At 63.7% G+C, this 18,828-nt stretch carries 18 protein-coding genes; 6 read left to right on the top strand and 12 right to left on the bottom strand.

What is annotated here, in order from left to right:
* Positions 1-58 precede the first annotated feature (58 nt).
* The 10 genes from ACSSV4_RS05385 to ACSSV4_RS05340 form a co-directional block, all read right to left on the bottom strand.
* A complete protein-coding gene (locus tag ACSSV4_RS05385) occupies positions 59-1,420 on the bottom strand; it encodes a sigma-54-dependent transcriptional regulator (protein ID WP_454273966.1) in 1,362 nt (453 codons plus the stop codon).
* Positions 1,417-1,554 (bottom strand): hypothetical protein, encoded by a 138-nt coding sequence (locus ACSSV4_RS05380; RefSeq protein ID WP_454273965.1) that lies wholly within the window; start codon positions 1,552-1,554, stop codon positions 1,417-1,419. The genes ACSSV4_RS05385 and ACSSV4_RS05380 overlap by 4 nt, the downstream gene beginning before the upstream one ends.
* 3 nt (positions 1,555-1,557) lie before the next feature.
* The gene (locus ACSSV4_RS05375) at positions 1,558-2,868 is read right to left on the bottom strand and encodes a c-type cytochrome (protein WP_454273964.1); all 1,311 of its coding nucleotides are present in this window, start codon (positions 2,866-2,868) and stop codon (positions 1,558-1,560) included.
* A gap of 2 nt (positions 2,869-2,870) precedes the next feature.
* On the bottom strand, positions 2,871-4,082 hold the full coding sequence (locus ACSSV4_RS05370; RefSeq protein WP_454273963.1) for a formate dehydrogenase subunit gamma: 1,212 nt from the start codon (positions 4,080-4,082) through the stop codon (positions 2,871-2,873).
* A gap of 106 nt (positions 4,083-4,188) precedes the next feature.
* Positions 4,189-4,785, bottom strand: coding sequence for a formate dehydrogenase FDH3 subunit beta (gene fdh3B / locus ACSSV4_RS05365; RefSeq protein WP_050664169.1), 597 nt, complete (start codon positions 4,783-4,785; stop codon positions 4,189-4,191).
* A 12-nt stretch (positions 4,786-4,797) separates the two neighbouring features.
* Entirely contained in the window at positions 4,798-7,683 is a 2,886-nt protein-coding gene (locus ACSSV4_RS05360; RefSeq protein ID WP_454273962.1) for a formate dehydrogenase subunit alpha, read from the bottom strand.
* A gap of 107 nt (positions 7,684-7,790) precedes the next feature.
* Positions 7,791-7,982, bottom strand: a complete 192-nt coding sequence (locus ACSSV4_RS05355) for a ubiquinol-cytochrome c reductase iron-sulfur subunit N-terminal domain-containing protein (protein ID WP_454273961.1) — start codon at positions 7,980-7,982, stop codon at positions 7,791-7,793.
* 55 nt (positions 7,983-8,037) lie between these two features.
* The gene (locus ACSSV4_RS05350) at positions 8,038-8,667 is read right to left on the bottom strand and encodes a TorD/DmsD family molecular chaperone (RefSeq protein WP_454273960.1); all 630 of its coding nucleotides are present in this window, start codon (positions 8,665-8,667) and stop codon (positions 8,038-8,040) included.
* Positions 8,664-9,281 (bottom strand): DUF3306 domain-containing protein, encoded by a 618-nt coding sequence (locus ACSSV4_RS05345; protein WP_454273959.1) that lies wholly within the window; start codon positions 9,279-9,281, stop codon positions 8,664-8,666. The genes ACSSV4_RS05350 and ACSSV4_RS05345 overlap by 4 nt, the downstream gene beginning before the upstream one ends.
* Positions 9,278-9,868: a DUF3305 domain-containing protein gene (locus ACSSV4_RS05340; RefSeq protein WP_454273958.1), complete on the bottom strand. Its 591-nt coding sequence runs from the start codon at positions 9,866-9,868 to the stop codon at positions 9,278-9,280. The genes ACSSV4_RS05345 and ACSSV4_RS05340 overlap by 4 nt, the downstream gene beginning before the upstream one ends.
* A 352-nt stretch (positions 9,869-10,220) precedes the next feature.
* Between ACSSV4_RS05340 and ACSSV4_RS05335 the strand changes: the two genes are divergently transcribed.
* Entirely contained in the window at positions 10,221-12,176 is a 1,956-nt protein-coding gene (locus ACSSV4_RS05335; RefSeq protein WP_454273957.1) for a 4Fe-4S binding protein, read from the top strand.
* Here the strand turns inward: ACSSV4_RS05335 and ACSSV4_RS05330 are convergent.
* Entirely contained in the window at positions 12,170-12,922 is a 753-nt protein-coding gene (locus ACSSV4_RS05330) for a hypothetical protein (protein ID WP_454273956.1), read from the bottom strand. The two genes, ACSSV4_RS05335 and ACSSV4_RS05330, sit on opposite strands and share 7 nt — an antisense overlap.
* Before the next feature lie 84 nt (positions 12,923-13,006).
* On the opposite strand from ACSSV4_RS05330, the gene ACSSV4_RS05325 reads away from it, so the two are divergent.
* From ACSSV4_RS05325 to ACSSV4_RS05310, 4 genes are read left to right on the top strand one after another with little or no spacing between them, the layout of a single operon-like run.
* A complete protein-coding gene (locus ACSSV4_RS05325) occupies positions 13,007-13,201 on the top strand; it encodes a DUF6494 family protein (protein WP_454273955.1) in 195 nt (64 codons plus the stop codon).
* A 1-nt stretch (position 13,202) separates the two neighbouring features.
* On the top strand, positions 13,203-14,267 hold the full coding sequence (apbC, locus tag ACSSV4_RS05320; protein ID WP_454273954.1) for an iron-sulfur cluster carrier protein ApbC: 1,065 nt from the start codon (positions 13,203-13,205) through the stop codon (positions 14,265-14,267).
* The gene (locus tag ACSSV4_RS05315) at positions 14,264-14,971 is read left to right on the top strand and encodes a DUF4444 domain-containing protein (protein WP_454273953.1); all 708 of its coding nucleotides are present in this window, start codon (positions 14,264-14,266) and stop codon (positions 14,969-14,971) included. Before apbC ends, ACSSV4_RS05315 begins: the two co-directional genes overlap by 4 nt.
* Positions 14,968-15,447 (top strand): DUF6505 family protein, encoded by a 480-nt coding sequence (locus ACSSV4_RS05310; protein ID WP_454273952.1) that lies wholly within the window; start codon positions 14,968-14,970, stop codon positions 15,445-15,447. Before ACSSV4_RS05315 ends, ACSSV4_RS05310 begins: the two co-directional genes overlap by 4 nt.
* A 102-nt stretch (positions 15,448-15,549) precedes the next feature.
* On the opposite strand, the gene ACSSV4_RS05305 is transcribed toward ACSSV4_RS05310, so the two are convergent.
* On the bottom strand, positions 15,550-16,818 hold the full coding sequence (locus ACSSV4_RS05305; RefSeq protein WP_454273951.1) for an MFS transporter: 1,269 nt from the start codon (positions 16,816-16,818) through the stop codon (positions 15,550-15,552).
* A gap of 224 nt (positions 16,819-17,042) precedes the next feature.
* Here ACSSV4_RS05305 and metG point away from each other — a divergent pair, with 224 nt between their 5' ends.
* The gene (gene metG, locus ACSSV4_RS05300; protein ID WP_454273950.1) at positions 17,043-18,761 is read left to right on the top strand and encodes a methionine--tRNA ligase; all 1,719 of its coding nucleotides are present in this window, start codon (positions 17,043-17,045) and stop codon (positions 18,759-18,761) included.
* Positions 18,762-18,828 lie beyond the last annotated feature (67 nt).

The raw sequence follows: 18,828 nt of genomic DNA, 5'->3' as shown, positions 1-18,828 counted from the left end.
GCAATGGAATGCCGGGTTCGGGGATGAACCCGGCATTCTCATTTGTGGCGCAGCGCGATCAGAGACCCCAGGCCGCGCATTTGCGATCCACGGTCTTGCGCGCGACGCCCAGACGGCGCGCCGCCTCGGCGCGGTTGCCGCCGCAGGCATCGAGCACAGCCATGATATGACGTTGTTCGACCAGCTCAAGCGTCTCGATGGCCTGTGTGCCGGTGACGCGGCCGGAGCCCGCGAATTCCTCGGGGAATTCACCGAGGATTACCGAGCGTTCGATGAGGTTGCGCAATTCGCGCACATTGCCCGGCCAGTCGTAGCGGCTGAGCTTGAGCAGCACCTCTTCGTTCAACTCCAGCGCGGGCATTCCGAGCGAGCGGGAAAACTCGCTCATGAACAATGCCGCCAGTTCGACGATATCCTCGGCGCGTTCCCTGAGGCGGGGCATCTCGACATTGACTATATTGATCCGGTGGAAAAGGTCAGCGCGAAAACCACCCGCTTTCACCGCCTCTTGCAGATCGGCATTGGTGGCAAAGAGAAAGCGCAGGTTCAGGGGAATTTCCCGTTCAGACCCCAAGGGCCGGATTCGTTTGTCCTCCAGCACCCGCAAGAGCCCGGCCTGGACATGTTCGGGCAGCTGCGCCACCTCGTCCAGCAGCAGCGTGCCGCCATCGGCATGCAGCAATAGCCCATCCTTGCGTGGGCGGCCATCCTCGACCACGCCGAAGAGTTCCTCACCGATCCGATCTGCGGAAATGGCTGCGCAATTGACAGCGACAAAGGGTTTCTCGACCCGGTCCGACATCCCGTGCAGGGTGCGCGCCGCGATTTCCTTACCGGTCCCGCTCGCCCCGGTGAAAAGCACCGAGGTTGGCAGGGGCGCCAGCTTGGTAAGCATCTCGCGCACCGCCTGTATTGGGGGGGAATTCCCCAGAAGCCGACCGCGCGCCGCCTGCCCGCCCTCCGACAACTCGTGCCGCAAGAGGTAGTTTTCGCGCGCCAGATACTTGCGATCCATCGCGCGCGCCACCGCGTTCAGGATCTGGTTGGCGCGGAACGGCTTGAGGACAAAATCGCTCACGCCCGCGCGCAGCGCCTTGATCGCGGTATCGAGATCGGCATAGGCGGTGATCAGGATCGTATCGGCAAAAAGCCCGACCTGCCGCTGCTCCTCTAGCCAGTCAAGTCCGCTCTTGCCCGGCATGACATTGTCGAGGATCACCAGATCAAAATGCACCTGATCGAGGATCTCGCTTGCCTCGGCACAAGATCGCGCCTGTTCGACCCGCTTGCAGCGGGGGCCGAACGTCTTGACCAGAAAGTTGCGCATCCCCGGCTCATCGTCGATGATGAGCACGGCGGCGCGCGACAGATTTTCGCCGTAATCGTCGCGGGTGTCGTCAGGCTTTGCCTTGGCTGTCATTCAGCCGCGTCGTTCAGCCGAACGGCATCGCCCGCGCGCTTGGCCTCGGATGTATAGCCCAATTCGAGCAGCACCGTGGGCGCGGCAGCGGTGATAATCCCACAGGCCACGAAGGCCGCAATCATCACTTTCATGTCTCAGTTCCCTTCAGTTGCAGTGGCCTCGCGCAGATAGTCTATCATATCCTGCCTGTCTCTGGGCGCTGTGATCCGTTGCATCGGCATTTTGGAGCCTGGGATGTAGTGATCCGGCCCAAGATCGAATAGCGCGTCTATCGTGTCGTCATTCCAGACGATATCAGAGCTGTCGAGCGTCTCGGAATAGGCATAGCCCGGCACCGTGCCCGCAGGCCGACCAAAGACGCCGTAAAGCGTCGGCCCCGCCTTGCGCGACGGCGGCGGCGTCAATGCATGGCAGATCGAGCATTTGCGCATGAATTGCCGCTCGCCGTTGTCCATCTCTTCCGTCGGCCGCAGAAAGCTGTGCTCGGTTGCCCCTGCCGGATCATATTCACCCAGCAGGTCCACCGGCCAGCCATAGATCACCTCGCTCAGTCCTCCGGCATAGATCATGTCGCCGACCGGCGAGAATTCGAGAGCCCAGACCGGACCGCGCGCCATCGCCTGAAAGTCCCGGGTAATGCGCCAATCGTCAGTGTCGATAACCATGATATAGCCATGGCCATCCCCCGCCGCCAGTTGCGCCGTCGCCGCATGATAGGCCAGCGACAGGACCGGACGGCGGTCGAGCGTGAAATCGGCGATCTCTTCTCCCGTCTTCGGATCGACGACCCGCGTCGCTCCATCGACCGCGCCATAGGCGAGCCACATATCCCCCGGACCCAGCACAAGGCGGTTTATGCCAAAGCCCTGATTGAGCAATTCGCGCGGCGGCGCACCCGTCTCGCGCCACTGCCATTCGCGCAGGGTGCCATCGGCAGAGGAGGAATAGAGCAGGTTGTTATCCTCACTGAACGCCACATCGGTGACCGCCGCATCGTGCCCATTGAGAAACTGCGCCTCGCCCCCCGCAACGGGCCACAGACCGATTGAACCGTCCCAGCTTGCCGAAGCGATCCAGTCGCCCTCGGGCGACACATCGAGCGCGGCTATCTTGCCTTGGTGGCCCTTCAGCCTTTGGCCCTCGCCCGAGCTCCGATCCCAGACGATAACCGCGAAATCATCCCCGCCGCTGACCAAGCGGTCTTCGCCCAGAGGCGCTACCGTGACAACTGCCGCCGCATGCCCCTCGAACCAGCGCGGCGCGCGACCCTGCCAGAGCCCCACCGAGTTGTCGAAACTGGCCGACACCACCTGCCCGCTTTCCGGCAACACGCTCAGCCCCATCACCGGGCCGCCATGCCCCTTGAGCGTGGTGAACTCCTGTGCCGCCAGCGGGGTCGCCCCCGCCAGCCCCAATATCCACAGAGCAAGCGTCAGCGCACGCATGTCTATTCCGCAGGCGTGCTTGCCTTGCGCGAATCGGGCGCGTGGCCCTTTTCCTGCAACTCCTCGAGCCACAGCCCGTGATGCTCGCGCGCCCACTGCTCCTCGACCTCACCCGAACCCATGGCGTCAAAAGCACCCTCCATGCCGACAGAGCCGATATAGATATGCGCGAGGATGATCGCCGTCAGCACAAACGCCATGATCGAATGCCACAGTGTCGCCAGCTGCATTTCCTCATGCGGGGCAAGCATTTCGGGCAGCACCCCGAAGCCCACGGCCTGCGGCAGCCCGGTGTCGTTGAGAATGGCAAATGTCTTGGCGAACATCGGCAGTTCGAACGGGAAGAGCAGCGACAAGCCCGAGGCCGAGATCGAGGCACCAAACACGATGGTCGCCCAGAAGATCATCTTCTGTCCGGCGTTGAATTTCCTGGCAGGCGGATGCACGCCCTTGGTAAATATCCCGCCGCCCACGGCCAGCCATTTCAGGTCCGTCCGATTGGGAATGTTGTGCAGAACCCACATGAAGAATACCATCACGAGGCCCAGCATGAAGGCCCAGGAGATGTTGTTATGCACCCATTTCGAACCGACTGCGATGGTCGAAAACGCCTCATGTCCCAAGAGCGGAATGACCACGGTCCGGCCGAAAAGCACGATTAACCCGGTGGTCGCCAGAACGACGAATGAGCCGGCCATGAGCCAATGACCAAATCGCTCGATGGCTTGAAACCGGGTGACGGTGCGGCCTGTCTTTTCGCCGTCGATACGAATGCGACCCCGGAACAGGAGAAAGAGCGCAAGTAGCACAATCGTGCCCCCGAGAAGATAGGCACCATACGTCGCAAGTGGCCCCTTTCGAAACTGCAGCCACGACATGCCGCCGTCCTGAATAAGGACGCGTGCCTCGGGTCCACCGGAGGACACTTTCACGTCATCAAGACCATAGCGCAGCGCGCGCCAGACCTCTGCATCAGATGCCCCGCCAAGCGTGCCCAATTGCCCCGCCATTCCGGCAGCGTCATCGCCGCCAGTGGCATTTCGGCGAAACGCGTCATCGACCTTTTCGCCGCGTTGGCGCGCAAGAATGTCTTCAAGCGTCTGCGCACCGCCCGTGGCCGAGCGATCCGGTTCGGGTGCCGAGGTTGTCTCTTGCGCGGCCAGCGGCACAGCAAGAACCAACGAGAGCAACAGCATCAAGATCATGCGAGGCATGTGTGATCATCCTGTATGGAAGTTCGATACATTTGAGGGGGCGGCACGCGTGCCGCCCACCTTTTCGACCAGGTGCTTTGGGTGGTGGGGGTCCCCCACCGGGTCCTCAGCCGCCGCTTTGCTGACCGTAGGCGCTGCCCCAGCCCCAGGCCCCCGAGCCGAAACCACGCGCCACGACGCGTTCGCGGTAAATGCTCGAGACCACGTCGCCATCACCCGCCAGAAGTGCCTTGGTCGAGCACATCTCGGCGCAGATGGGCAGCTTGCCCTCGGCGATCCGGTTGCGCCCATACTTCTGGAACTCGGCCTGGCTGTGGTTCTCCTCCGGGCCGCCCTTGCAGAAGGTGCATTTGTCCATCTTGCCGCGGGACCCGAAATTGCCCGCCTGCGGGAATTGCGGCGCGCCGAACGGACACGCGTAGAAGCAATAGCCGCAGCCGATGCACAGATCCTTGGAGTGCAGGACCACGCCTTCCTCGTCCTGGTAGAAGCAATCCACCGGACAGACGGCCATGCAGGGCGCGTCCGAGCAGTGCATGCACGCGACCGAGATCGAGCGCTCACCCGGCTTGCCGTCGTTGATCGTCACCACCTTGCGGCGGTTGATCCCCCACGGTACCTCATGCTCGTTCTTGCAGGCGGTGACACAGGCGTTGCATTCGATGCAGCGTTCGGCGTCGCACAGAAACTTTGCTCTTGCCATATCAGTATCTCCTTATGCTGCAACGATTTTGCAGAGAGTCGCCTTGGTCTCCTGCATCTGCGTCACCGAGTCATAGCCATAGGTCTGAGCCGTGTTCGTGCTCTCGCCCAGAACGTAGGGATCGGCTCCGTCGGGATAGTTCTCCCGCAGGTCGCGCCCCTCGAAATGACCGCCGAAGTGGAATGGCATGAAGGCCACGCCCTGCCCCACACGTTCGGTCACCATCGCTATGACCTTGACCTTCGCACCTTCGGCACCTTCCACCCAGACCTGAGCGCCGTCACGGATGCCGATATCGTTGGCATCGCGCGGGTTGATCTCGACGAACATGTCCTGCTGCAACTCGGCCAGCCACGGGTTCGACCGCGTCTCGTCGCCGCCGCCCTCGTATTCGACCAGGCGGCCGGAGGTGAGGATGATCGGGTAATCGGTCGAGAAGTCGTTCTTCTGGATCGAGGCGTACATGGTCGGCAAACGCCAGAACTTGCGGTCCTCGTAGGTCGGGTAATCTGCCACCAGATCACGACGGCTGGTATAGAGCGGTTCGCGGTGCAGCGGCACAGGATCGGGGAAGTTCCACACGACCGCCCGCGCCTTGGCATTGCCGAAGGGCGCGCATTCGTGCTTGATCGCTACCCGCTGGATCCCGCCCGAAAGGTCGATCTTCCAGTTGGCCGCAGGACCGCCCACCGCGTCAATAGCGGCACGCTCTTCCTCGGTCAGGTCGCCATCCCATCCCAGATCCATCAGCATCTGCATGGTGAATTCCGGATATCCGTCCTGAATCTCCGAACCCACCGAATAGACGCCGTCGGCGAGCAGGTTGTCGCCATCGCGCTCGACGCCGAACCGGGCACGGAAGGTCAAACCACCCTGCGACACCGGCAGCGACATGTCGTAAAGATTGGCGGTCCCGGGATGGTTCATCTCGGCTGTTCCCCAACAGGGCCACGGCAGACCGTAGTAATCGCCGTCTGCCGGCCCGCCATTGGCGCGCAACGTGGTGCGGTCGAAGGTATGCTGGTTCGCCATGTGCATCTTCATGCGCTCCGGCGACTGACCGGTATAGCCGATGGTCCACATACCGCGATTGAACTCGCGGGTGATGTCCTCGACATTCGGCGCGCCGCCCTCTTCAATCGCGATGTTCCGGAACATGCGGTCGTGAAAGCCGAACTTCTCGGCGAACAGCGCCATGATCTCGTGGTCGACCTTGGACTCGAAGAGCGGTGCAATCACTTGATCCCGCCACTGCAACGACCTGTTCGACGCCGTAACAGACCCCCGCGTCTCGAACTGCGTCGTGGCGGGAAGGAGATACACGCCATCCGTGCGATCCTGCATGACGGCCGAGACCGTCGGGAACGGATCGACAACCACCAGCATATCCAGCTTTTCCATCGCGGTCTTCATTTCCTTGCCGCGTGTCTGGCTGTTGGGCGCATGACCCCAGAACACCATCGCCCGCACATTGTTGGGCTGATCCATGTTCTCCTTGTCCTCGAGCACACCGTCGATCCAGCGACTGACCGTGATGCCGTTGAGGTTCATGATCTTCGCGTCGCCGTAAGAGACGTCCGCAAAACGCCCCTTGAGCCAGTCCAGATCTTCTTCCCAGACGCGCGCCCAATGGGCCCAGGCCCCTTCCGCCAGGCCGTAATAGCCGGGCAGCGTGTCCGCCAGAACGCCAAGGTCGGTCGCGCCCTGAACGTTGTCGTGGCCTCGGAAGATGTTGGTACCGCCACCGGCAGTGCCCATGTTGCCCAGGGCCAGTTGCAGGATGCAATAGGCGCGCGTGTTGTTGTTGCCGTTGGTGTGCTGCGTGCCACCCATGCACCAGATCACCGTGCCTGGACGGTTGTTCGCGAGCGTGCGCGCCACGCGGCGCAGCTGGCTGCCCGGCGCGCCGGTCACACGCTCCACCTCCTCGGGCGTCCACTTCTTCACCTCGTCCTTGATCTGGTCCATGCCCCAGACACGGGTGCGGATGAATTCCTTGTCCTCCCAGCCATTCTCGAAGATGTGCCACAGGATGCCCCAGACCAGCGCCACGTCCGAACCCGGACGGAAGCGCACATACTCATCAGCATGCGCTGCGGTACGGGTAAAGCGCGGGTCGCAGACGATCAGCGGCGCGTTGTTCTCTTCCTTGGCTTTCAGCACGTGCAGCAGCGACACGGGATGCGCTTCTGCTGGATTGCCACCAATGATGAAAATCGCCTTGGAATTGTGAATGTCGTTGTAGCTGTTGGTCATGGCGCCGTAGCCCCATGTATTCGCCACACCCGCCACCGTGGTCGAGTGACAGATCCGCGCCTGATGGTCGACGTTGTTCGTGCCCCAATAGGCGGCGAACTTGCGGAAGAGATAGGCTTGCTCGTTATTGTGCTTGGCCGAGCCGAGCCAGTAGACCGAATCCGGGCCGCTCTCTTCACGGATCTTCATCATGCCGTCGCCGATCTCGTTGATCGCCTGCTCCCAGCTGATGCGCTTCCACTCGCCGCCTTCTTTCTTCATCGGGTATTTCAGGCGGCGCTCGCCATGGGCATGCTCGCGCACGGCGGCCCCTTTGGCGCAATGTGCGCCCAGATTGAACGGGCTGTCCCAGCCGGGTTCCTGCCCGGTCCAGACACCATTCTGCACCTCGGCCACAACCGTGCAGCCGACCGAGCAATGGGTGCAGACGGATTTCACCGTTTGCACGGCTTCCGCAGCAGCGCTTTGGGCGTTGGCGCGGGTAACGGTGCCGCCCATGGCACCGATGGCAGCCAGGCCACCGATGGCCAGACCGCTTCCGCGCAGGAACGCGCGGCGGTCGACCGACTTGTCGGCGACCTCAGACAGGATACTGGTCCGCTGAGGGCGTCGCGCAACCCCATTGGTCTTTTTCCTAAGCATGTTTCTCTCTCCTCCCTGGGCCTGCATTCAGGCTGGGTACTGTGGTTTCCGCTGACAGTCGCGTGTCACGCAGCCAGTCGTCAGCGGTGTTTGACGTCGTCCGAAGCTTAGAACCGGGCGCTGTCCAGATAGGCGCGGGTGTGCGCGGTATCCTGCATCGTGTTCGATGTCAGGTCGGGCTCGGCGGCTTCGGCCTTCCCGCCGGTCACCACGCTTGCGACCGCAATAGCAGGCGCGCCGGTTGCGGCCAGTTTGAGGAAATCGCGGCGGCTGCTGCCGTCCTCGGTTTTCCGGGTCATGAGGGTCCCCTCCTCTGGTTGTGGCGGGCTCATGCCCACCGGTTGTGATGCGCGATCAGCGCACGCTCATTCGAAAGCCCTGCGCCTCGATCTCCATGAACGCCCGGCCGACAGCGCCCACCGAGGCATAGAGGACCGAATTACGCGCGGCCTCCAAATCACTGAAGAAATGCCCGGCCCAAGGGCCGATATGCTTGTTGAAGAATGCCTGCTGCTCGGCCAAAGTCGCCGGGGTGCCAAACCGGCCCCGGATCAGCCCCGCCATCATCTCCATGCACGACGCGATATTGTCCTCAGGTTCATAGACGTTCTGCGCCCGCGTCATGCCGCGCGCGGCCATGTCCCGGCGCAGCCCGGCCAGCGGCTTTTCATTGAGAAAGCCGGTCAGGTAATAGCTTGCATAGGGCAGAAGTTCGCCCCGCCCCAGCCCAATGAAAAGCGCGTTAAACTCGCTCTCGACTGCAGCGGGCTTGCTGACGCGGGCGACACGGGCAAGCGCTGCAATGGCCTGCCCCATGTCGCTCTGATCGCCGCTGAGCGCAGCGGTCTTGTCGAGCAGCTCCTGCCCCGGCGGGCGCGCCAGAAGGACAGCCAAGAAATCATAGAGATCAGCACGCAGCGCGTCCTCCTCTGCGATCTCCGGCGCGGCGGTCTGTTGTTCCATGAGGGCCTCTTGCTGGGTCATGCCGATGTTCCGGCTGTGTCGTCGAACTCGAACTGCATGCGGCGGCGGGGAGCAGCCTCCTCAGCCTCGGATGTGTCCTCGGCCCAGGCGTAGGGCTCGGCCGTTTCATACGGCTCCTCGGTCTCGGCCACTTGTGTCGGGGTCTCGTCTTCGGCCTCCTGCGGGGCGTCCTCGGGCTCCGGCTGCTCCGCCGCCTTCGCCTCGGTTTCGGCCTGCCGCGCCATTTTCTCGACATGGGCGGTCATGCCCTTGCCCACCTGATAGGCGGTCCGCAGGTTCTCGATCACGGTGGCATTGTCGGTGTAATCATCGGCGTAATCCACCAGCCCGTCGAGATTGGCGAGCGTGGGATTGCTCAGCCAGAGCCGCCGCAGAGCGCGGCGGCGGAGCCGCTCGGGCACCGCCTTGGCCATGAAAGCGCGGAAATCATCGCCGGGCTGCAATGTGTCGGGATCGGGCAGACCCAGGTCCGCGCAGATGTCGGCATCGCTCTTCTCGGCCAATTCGGCCTCGCGGACGGCGCGCGCCTCGGACTCGGCCGCGCGGGCCTGTGCCTCGGCCTCTGCCTCGACCTGCGCCTTGCGACGCGACCAGAAATCGCCTCCCCGGCTCAATTCAGCCTTCCTTTGCGCGCAACAACCGGCGCACGGTAAACGTCGCTCAACTGCGGAATGCGCGGATCGCCGATGCCGTCCTGTACGTCGCCCATGGTGCGCTTGTCGCGGCGACGTTTCTTGAAGACGTCGTCCTCGTGATGCGCCTCGACGAAATCGCGCACCCAGGCGATCAGACCCTCGGGCATGGGCACCTTCTCGACGATCTCTTCACCCGAGTCGGCGTAATCCTGCGCCTCAAACGGTGAGGCCGTGGCCAAGACAACGTCCAGAGGCGCGCCATCGCGATGCGCGGCGGCGCCGTTGCGCATGATCACATAGACGCCAGGCACCTTCGCGGACAGGCCCTGAAGATAAGCCTCGGTCAAGGTATGGTGGAGTTCGAGGGTCACGGTCGCGGCATGATACTCCACCGCGTCTCCCTCGCGCCGCAACTCGCGCCAGTTGGCGGGACCGGCACCGGGCAAGAGCGCCACCGCACGCCACGACCACGCCGCCCAACGGGTCACGCCTAGCGTTTTTCGGATCACGATCCCCACTGGCATCGTTGCCTTCTGTTCGTGGCTATGGGTCACGCGTCGTGCCATCCCCTTGCTGCGTCAAGTTCAGATTGGTTCAGTTTCCTGACCGCGCAAAGCCTTTTCTGTGTGCAATGGTCCACTTTGAGGACGACCCGGACATTTTGAACAGGCCCCGAAGGGACAAAGAGCCGGAATGGACAATTTGTCCATATTCACCATCGCAATGCTGCAGCGCCGCATTACAAGCTGTTGAATTCAAACAGAATCAATCGGGATTAAAACCACCCCTGCAAGGCCCTGCCCCGATACCCGGCGTGATTCGAATTGCTGTTTACGGGGGCTTCGAATCGTGCCTAATCTTGCGCCGAACAGAGAGAACCCATCGCTTTCCCAGCCGCACGAAACACCCGGGGTGAACATGCCTAAACAATTGATATTGTGTGACTGCTCCGCGTCACAGACGCTCGACGCCGCAGGGCTGGAGGCGGCCACCGGCCTGACCTGTTCGCGGCTCCACAGCGCGCTTTGCACCGATGAAATCGGTGCTGCGGCCAAGGCGATCGAGGGCGGCGAGGCAATTATTTGCTGCGCGCAGGAGGCCCGGATTTTCGAGGAAATGGCCGCCGACCTGGGGGCGGACGCCCCGGCACTTGTCGATCTGCGCGACCGCGCCGGATGGTCCGGCGATCCAGCCCCGAAACTACCCAAAATGGCCGCGCTGCTGGCCGAGGCAGCTCTGCCGCGCCCGCCGGACAAGACCCTCGACGTGATTTCCGAGGGGCTGTGCCTGATCATCGGGGCCTCCAACGTGGTGCTGCCAGCAGCCGAAAAACTCGCCCCGCTTCTGGGTGTCACGGTGCTCCTGACGGATGACTGCGACCCGCCCGAGGCGCGCGACTTCGACGCGATCCGCGGTCGAATATCCCAGGCGCAGGGGGCCTTGGGCCGGTTCGAGCTACGTCTCGACTCGCTGCAACAGGTCAATCCCGGCGGGCGCGGCGCGCTGCGCTGGACCGCACCCCGTGATGGCGGGCAGACGCAATGCGATGTCATTCTCGACCTAACCGGCGGTACGCCGATGTTTCCTGCTCCGCAGAAACGTGAGGGCTATCTGCGCGCCGATCCCGGCAGCCTCACGGCGGTGTCGGACGCGGTGTTCGAGGCGGCGCAGATGATCGGCACGTTCGAGAAACCGCTCTACGTGGCGTTGGAGCCGCTGATCTGCGCGCATAGCCGCGCCGAGCAGACCGGCTGCAGCAAATGCCTCGATATCTGCCCGACCGGTGCCATTTCACCCGATGGCGATCATGTCAGCATCGACCCGATGATCTGCGCGGGCTGCGGTGCCTGCGCCGCGCGCTGCCCGTCGGGCGCGATCACCTATGACGCGCCCGCGCCCGACATGACGTTTCGGCGCATCCAGACGCTGGCCTCGGCCTATCGCAAGGCTGGCGGCAAGTCACCACGCCTGCTGGTGCATGACGCGAGCCACGGGTCCGAGATGATCCGCCTCGCCGCCCGCCATGGGCGCGGGTTGCCCGCCGACGTGATCCCGCTGGAAGTGTCGGCGCTATCGGGCTTCGGCCATGCCGAGATTCTCGCCGCCCTCGCCTCGGGCTTTGGAGCCGTATGGGTCCTGCTCTCCCCACGCACCGAGCGCGACGCGCTCGACCAAGAGGTGCCACTGGCGCAGGCCATGGCAGGCGGCGCGCCTGTCGGGATGCTCGACCTCGCCGATCCCGACGCGCTCTGCGATGCGCTCTATGAGGCCGAACCTGCCCCGGCGCTGCCCGAGCCGGTCCTGCCGATGGGCAGCCGCCGTCAGGTGGCCCGACTTGCCGCGAAGGCGCTCAACCCCGATGGCGGCACCCTGCCCCTGCCCGCCGCCGCGCCCTATGGTGCGGTGCTGGTCAACACGGACGCCTGCACACTCTGCCTCTCTTGCGTGTCGCTCTGCCCCTCGGGCGCGCTGATGGATAACGAGGATCTGCCGCAGTTGCGTTTTCAGGAGGATGCCTGCCTGCAATGCGGCATCTGCGCCACGATCTGCCCCGAAAAGGCGATCACGCTGGAGCCGCAGATGAACCTTGAAGATTCGGCCCTCACGCAAGTGGTGCTCAACGAGGAAGAGCCCTTTGCCTGCATCGAATGCGGCGTGCTTTTCGGGTCGAAATCCACGATCGAGCGGATTACCGAGAAACTCGCGGGCAAGCATTCGATGTTCGCCACTTCGGATGCAGCAAAGATGATCCAGATGTGCGAAGGCTGCCGGATCAACGCGCAGTTTCATTCCGCCGACAATCCTTTTGCCGCAGGCCCGCGCCCGCGCGTGCGCACCACCGAGGATTACCTCAGCAAGCGTAAGGATCACTGAAATTGAAGCGGCGCGCCCAGATCGGCGGGGGGCATCTCCGCGACGTAGGCCAAAATCGCCTCCACCTCGTCGAGCGTCACCTTGACGGGGACAATCGGGGATGGCCGGTCGATCGGAAAAGGGGCTGTGACCTCCTCGACCTGGGTAAAGGCGGGATGCGGCTTGAGCACGTAAAAGCTCTGGAACCGCGCCGCCCAGTCGGGCATCGTGCGCAGCACGGCGAAGGAGGGGGTGGAGCCCATGGCGTTCATCCGGTTTTCCGGGGCCACCACGTGACAGCGCCCGCATTGCGCCAGCGATACCCGCTTGCCCGCAGCCGCATCGCCATCGAAATCGGTCGCGGCCTCGACCTCTTCGGCGATCCCCGGCAAGGTGAAGGGCGCGTGGCCCGCAACCTCATAGCTGGTCACGGTGCGCTGCCCGATCTCGGAGGCGAGCCACTCGGCAAAGCGCTCGGCCCCCGGATGATCGCCCGTGCGATCGATGCGCCAGAGCGTTCCATCGCCCTTGAACACCGGGCGTCCCGCGTCGCGGCCAATCGTCATCTCAGCCGGATCAGCCGGGCCGACCAGTTCGATGCGCACCCCGGTCTTGAGCGAGAAGCGCGGCAGAAGATAGTCAAGCAAGCCCGTCTCCGCGAGAGCCTCGGGCGCGCTCAAACGAAACCGCTTGTCATCGGCGCGCGCCTGCTCCACGTCCAGCATGAGGCCGAGAGCCGCAACCACGATCCACAACCGGTTTGCCATATGAGAAATCACTCCACGCATACCCAAGCCTAGAAAGGCGCCACTATCGGCGTCAAGCATTCTGAACCACGAAGGGAGAAACTGATGAGCGACGAGTTCAACATGTCGATGCGCAAATTCCTGAAGCAGGTGGGCGTCACCTCGCAGCAGGCCATCGAGGAGGGGCTGCGCGAGAAAGGGGCCACAGCCGGGCAGGAATTCGAGGCCAAGGTCGTGCTGACCGTCGAGGGGCTCGATATCGAGCATGTCGTGACCGGCACGATCAAGGGGCAGAACTGACGTGGCAGTGACACGAGAGAGCGTCCTCGCGGCGCTCAAGGACATCACCGATCCGATCAGCGGATCGGATATCGTGGCGGCGGGCGTCATGCGCGCGCTGACGGTCGAGGGCGGCACGGTGCGCTTCGTGCTGGAAATCGACCCGGCCAAGGCCTCCACCTACAATCCTGTCCGCGACACCGCCGAGGCGGCGGTCAAGGCGCTGCCGGGGGTCGATGCGGTCTCGGTCGTGCTCACCGGCCATTCGGCCAAGGCCCCGCCAGACCTCAAACCCGGCAGGAAGGCCGAGACGAAAGGCCCCGAAAAGGTGCCCGGCGTCGACCACCTGATCGCGATTGCGAGCGGCAAGGGCGGTGTCGGAAAATCCACCGTTTCGGCAAATCTCGCCTGCGCGCTCGCAGCCGAAGGGCGGCGTGTGGGACTGCTGGATGCGGATGTCTACGGGCCAAGCCAGCCGCGCATGCTGGGCGTCTCGGGCCGCCCCGCCAGCCCCGACGGCAAGACCATCCTGCCGATGCGCAACCATGGTGTCACCATGATGTCGATCGGCCTCATGACCAACGAGGGTCAGGCGGTGGTCTGGCGCGGCCCGATGCTGATGGGGGCGCTGCAACAGATGCTGATGCAGGTGCAATGGGGCGCGCTCGATTGCCTGCTGGTCGATCTGCCGCCCGGTACCGGCGACGTGCAGATGACGCTGGCGCAAAAGGCGCAGGTGGATGGCGCGATTATCGTCTCGACACCGCAGGATGTGGCGCTTCTGGATGCCCGCAAGGGGATCGACATGTTCAACCAGCTTCATGTGCCGGTACTGGGGATGATTGAGAACATGTCGACGCATATCTGCTCCAATTGCGGGCATGAGGAACACATCTTCGGCCATGGCGGCGTCAAGCTGGAAGCCGAGAAACTGGGCGTGCCCCTGCTGGCGGAAATCCCGCTGCATCTCGATATTCGGCTCGCCTCGGATGGTGGCGCACCGATTGTCGTCTCGAAGCCTGACAGCCCACAGGCGCAGGCCTTCCGCGACGTAGCCCGCCACCTCATCGACCAAGGGCTGGCATGACCGAGCCCAGCTTCCCACCCCTGTTGTCGGGACGCGCCGTCACCGGCGCGACCCACCCCTTTGAAACAGCCAGCGATCTGGCCGCGCAGGGCTGTGACGCTGGCCTTGTCGTGCATAACGTCACCGCCAATCACCTGATGGCCGCCATCGTTCTCGCCCCCGAGGTGCCGCTGGCCGAGGCGATGGTGATGCTGCCCACCTGCGGCGTCGGCTTTCAGAACGCCTTTGGCGCGCTCGCCCCGCCCGAAGTGGGGGTGCATCTGGAATGGTCGGGCGGGATACGCCTCAACGGCGCCTCGTGCGGGCGGCTGCGCGTCACCGCCGGTGGCACCGACCCCGAGGCAGAGCCGGACTGGCTGGTGATCGGCCTCGACCTGTCCGTGATGCAAATCTCCGAGCGGCCCGGCGACCAGCCGGACCAGACCGCACTCTATGACGAAGGCTGCGCCGAAGTCGACCCGGTGGAACTGCTCGAAGCCTGGGCGCGGCATAGCCTCGTCTGGATCAATACCTGGGAACAGGATGGCACCCGCGCGCTTCATGCCGAATGGCGCGGCCTCGCCTGGCGTATCGGCGAAGAGGTCACGCAGAACGGCCTTGCCGGCACCTTCATGGGTGTGGATGAACGCTTTGGTATGCTTTTGCGCTCCGCCGACACAACCCATCTCATCCCGCTCACCACCCTGTTGGAGACCCCGCAATGAAACTCGCCCGCGCGATCCATTTCGACGAAAGCGACCAACGCGTCTATCACAGCCCGGCGCGCACCGGCGAGTGGTGCGTCTCGGGCGGATTTGAGTTTTCCAACTGGTCCGAAGGCGATCTGACCGGCAAGTCGCGGCAGGCCTTTTCCAATGGCTGGTTGGGGCTGGAAACCTTTGGCCGGGTAACCTTTGTCGCGGTGACGCAGATCGAGGCGTCCGAGGTCGAGGCGCTGACCCGCGCCCTGGCGCAGCATTTCGTCGAGCTCTATGGCGCGCCCTCGCTCGAGGTGGCGCTGCCGGTGGCGCGAGATGAACTGGCACAGATGATCGAGCTTTGCGAGGACCACACGGCCAACACGCTGCTCACCGTATTGCGCGAATTGACCGCGGCAGGCGTGCGCGAGACCTATAGCGTAATCGAGGCACAGGAAGCAGGGCTGGAGCAATTCGCGATCCACGGTTCGCTTGACGAATAGGGACGCATCCGAAAAATGCGGAACGACGTGCCAATGATGGCCTTTAGCTGTCATTGAATCTTGCCCGCGCGAAACGCACCGAAGGTGCCGCGCAAATCAGCCTCAGCCCGCTCGGCCGTCTTCCTCGGCGCTCTCCTCGGACGTCACCACATACCATTCCTGCGCGGCAGCGAGCGCCACCGGCGAGCCTGTCGGGCTGACCCCGACATAGGCCCCGGTCTCGTCGACCGGCACCGAGGGCCGCCGCGTCATCCGCCACGCGGCATAGAGCGCGATCAGCGTGAACAGCGCTGCGAGAAACAGCCAGAACCCGTGCGGCCCGACGATCTCCATCAACTGACCGGTGACCATGGGACCTGAAATCGCCCCCATCCCGTAGACGAAAACCAGTCCGCCCGAAGCGGCGGCCATGTCCTCGACCTCCAGAAAATCGTTGGTATAGGCGATGAAGAGCGAATAGAGTGGCGACGCCATGCCGCCCATGACGAAGCCCAGCACCAGGAGCGTCTCGAACTCCACCCCGAGAAAGGCACCGACACCGGTGCTGGCCGCCCCCACCGCCGACACGCCGAGGATCAGCCAGCGCCGGTCGATCCGGTCCGAAAGCCACCCGATGGGCAATTGCAGCGCCACCGCCCCGGCAAAGATCGCGGCGACAAAACCGCTGATCTGCGCCACGCTCAGCCCCGCCTGCGCGCCATAGACCGAGGCCATGCCGAATTGTGCCGCAAAGATACCACCGAGGATCAGCATCCCGACGCTGGCCAGCGGCGAACTCTCGTAGAGACGGCGCAACGTCATCGGCTTGGCGCTCTCGAAGGCAGGCGTGGGCGTCGCCGTCAGCAGGATCGGCGCGAAGCTGAGCGAAACCAGGATCGAGGGGACCACGAACAAAAGGTATCCGTCCGCATCGCCAAGGTTCATCAGCCCTTGTGCGGCAATGATACCCAAGGTCTGCGCCACCATATAGGCCGAGATGATCTTGCCCCGGGTTGTGTTGGTGGCGGCATTGTTGAGCCAGCTTTCGGCAGTGACATAGACCCCCGACAGGCAAAACCCGAGCAGGATGCGGATCACTGTCCAGCTATAGGGATCGGTCAGCACCGGAAAGGCGATGAGCCCCGCCGAGATGAACGAGCCGAGCGCCGCAAACACCCGCACATGCCCGACCCGGCGGATCATCTCCGGGGTCACCCGGCTGCCGATCAGAAAGCCCAGGAAATAGGCCGAAGTGATGACAGACAATTGCAGCGTGCCAAAGCCTTCGATGCCACCGCGCACGCCCATCAACGTGGCCTGCATGCCGTTGCCGATCATCACCAGCATCATGCCCAGCAAGAGCGCCCAGACCGATCCCAGAACCTTGAACATGGCGGGCCCCCTCTTGCATGATCCCCCGGACGTGCGCCGCCCGCATGCCCGCGCGGCTAGCACCGGGGGGCCGCGCGCGTCAAACCGGTTTCACCCGTCCCGGCGACTGAAACCGCCGAACTGCGCAATATTGCGGCAGCGCCCTGCACGCCCTCTGGCCCTTTGGGCGCGAGACAGGTAAACGCGGGGACGAGAACGCGATCCGGCAAAGGCAGACACACCCGATGGCACGTCATCTGATCACCTCGGCGATCCCCTATATCAACGGGATCAAGCACCTCGGAAATCTGGTGGGCTCGCAATTGCCTGCCGACCTCTACGCCCGCTACTGTCGCGCGCGGGGCGACGAGGTGCTGTTTCTCTGCGCCACGGATGAGCACGGCACCCCGGCCGAATTGGCGGCGGCCAAGGCAGGTCAGCCGGTGGCAGACTACTGCGCCGAGTTGTGGCAGGTGCAAAAGCGACTCTCCGACGGCTTCCGCCTCAGCTTCGACCATTTCGGGCGCTCCTCCAGCCCGCAGAACCACCGACTGACGCAACATTTCGCCACGCGCCTGCATGAGCAGGGGCTGATCCGCGAGGTGTCAGAGACGCAGATGTATTCGCCCACCGACGGGCGCTACCTGCCAGATCGCTACATCGAGGGCACCTGCCCCAATTGCGGCTACGACTCCGCGCGCGGCGACCAATGCGACAACTGCACCAAGCAGCTTGACCCGGTCGATCTGATCAACCCGCGCTCGGTGATCTCGGGTGCCACCGATCTGGAGATGCGCGAAACCAAGCATCTCTATCTCTGCCAGTCGCAGATGAAGGACGAACTGGAGGCCTGGATCGACAGCAAGACCGATTGGCCGGTGCTGACCACGTCCATCGCCAAGAAATGGCTCAATGACGGCGACGGGCTTCAGGATCGCGGCATCACCCGCGATCTCGACTGGGGCATCCCCGTGCAATTCGACGGCGCGCCATGGCAGGGGATGGAGGGCAAGGTGTTCTACGTCTGGTTCGACGCGCCCATCGAATACATCGCCTGCGGCGCCGAATGGGCCGAGGCGAAGGGGCTGCAGGCCGATGCTTGGGAACGCTGGTGGCGCACAGACAAGGGCGCAGACGATGTGCGCTATACCCAGTTCATGGGCAAGGACAACGTGCCGTTTCACGCGCTGAGCTTTCCCGCCACGATCCTCGGGTCACGTGAGCCGTGGAAGCTGGTGGATTACATGAAATCCTTCAACTACCTCAATTACGACGGGGGTCAGTTCAGCACCTCGCGCGGACGCGGCGTGTTCATGGATCAGGCGCTGGAGATCCTGCCCGCCGATTACTGGCGCTGGTGGCTCCTGAGCCACGCCCCCGAAAGCTCGGATTCCGAGTTCACCTGGGAGAATTTTCAGGCCAGCGTGAACAAGGATCTTGCCGATGTGCTGGGCAACTTCGTTTCCCGCGTGACCAAGTTCTGTCGCTCCAAATTCGGCGAGGCGGTGCCCGCGGGCGGCGCGTACGACGCGCAGGAAGAGGCGCTGATCGCGCGGCTCACCACCCGTATCCGCGACTATGAAACCCACATGGAGGCGATGGAGGTGCGCAAATCCGCCACCGCCCTGCGCGCCATCTGGGTCGAGGGCAACGAGTACCTGCAAGAGGCCGCCCCCTGGTCCACCTTCAAGCAGGACCCCGAGCAGGCCGCGATGCAGATCCGCCTCGCGCTCAACCTCGTCCGCCTTTACGCGGTGCTCTCAAACCCGTTCATTCCCGATGCCGCCGCCGCGATGCTTGCGGCGATGAAGACCGGGGATACCAACTGGCCGGATGACGTGGCGGACGCGCTTGAAATGCTGGCCCCCGGCAATGCCTTCGAAGTGCCCGAGGTGCTCTTTTCCAAGATCACGGATGATCAACGCGAGGACTGGCAGGCCCGGTTCTCAGGCACGCGGGACTAGATCGGCCCTCGAGCACCGCGACCGCGCGAAGGGTCAAACGATGCGACATGCCCTTTCGGAAATTCCG

It is taken from the genome of Roseovarius sp. MBR-154 (assembly GCF_053628595.1).
Note: the sequence above shows the minus strand (reverse complement) of the source record. Positions and strands in the feature narration are given on the sequence as shown.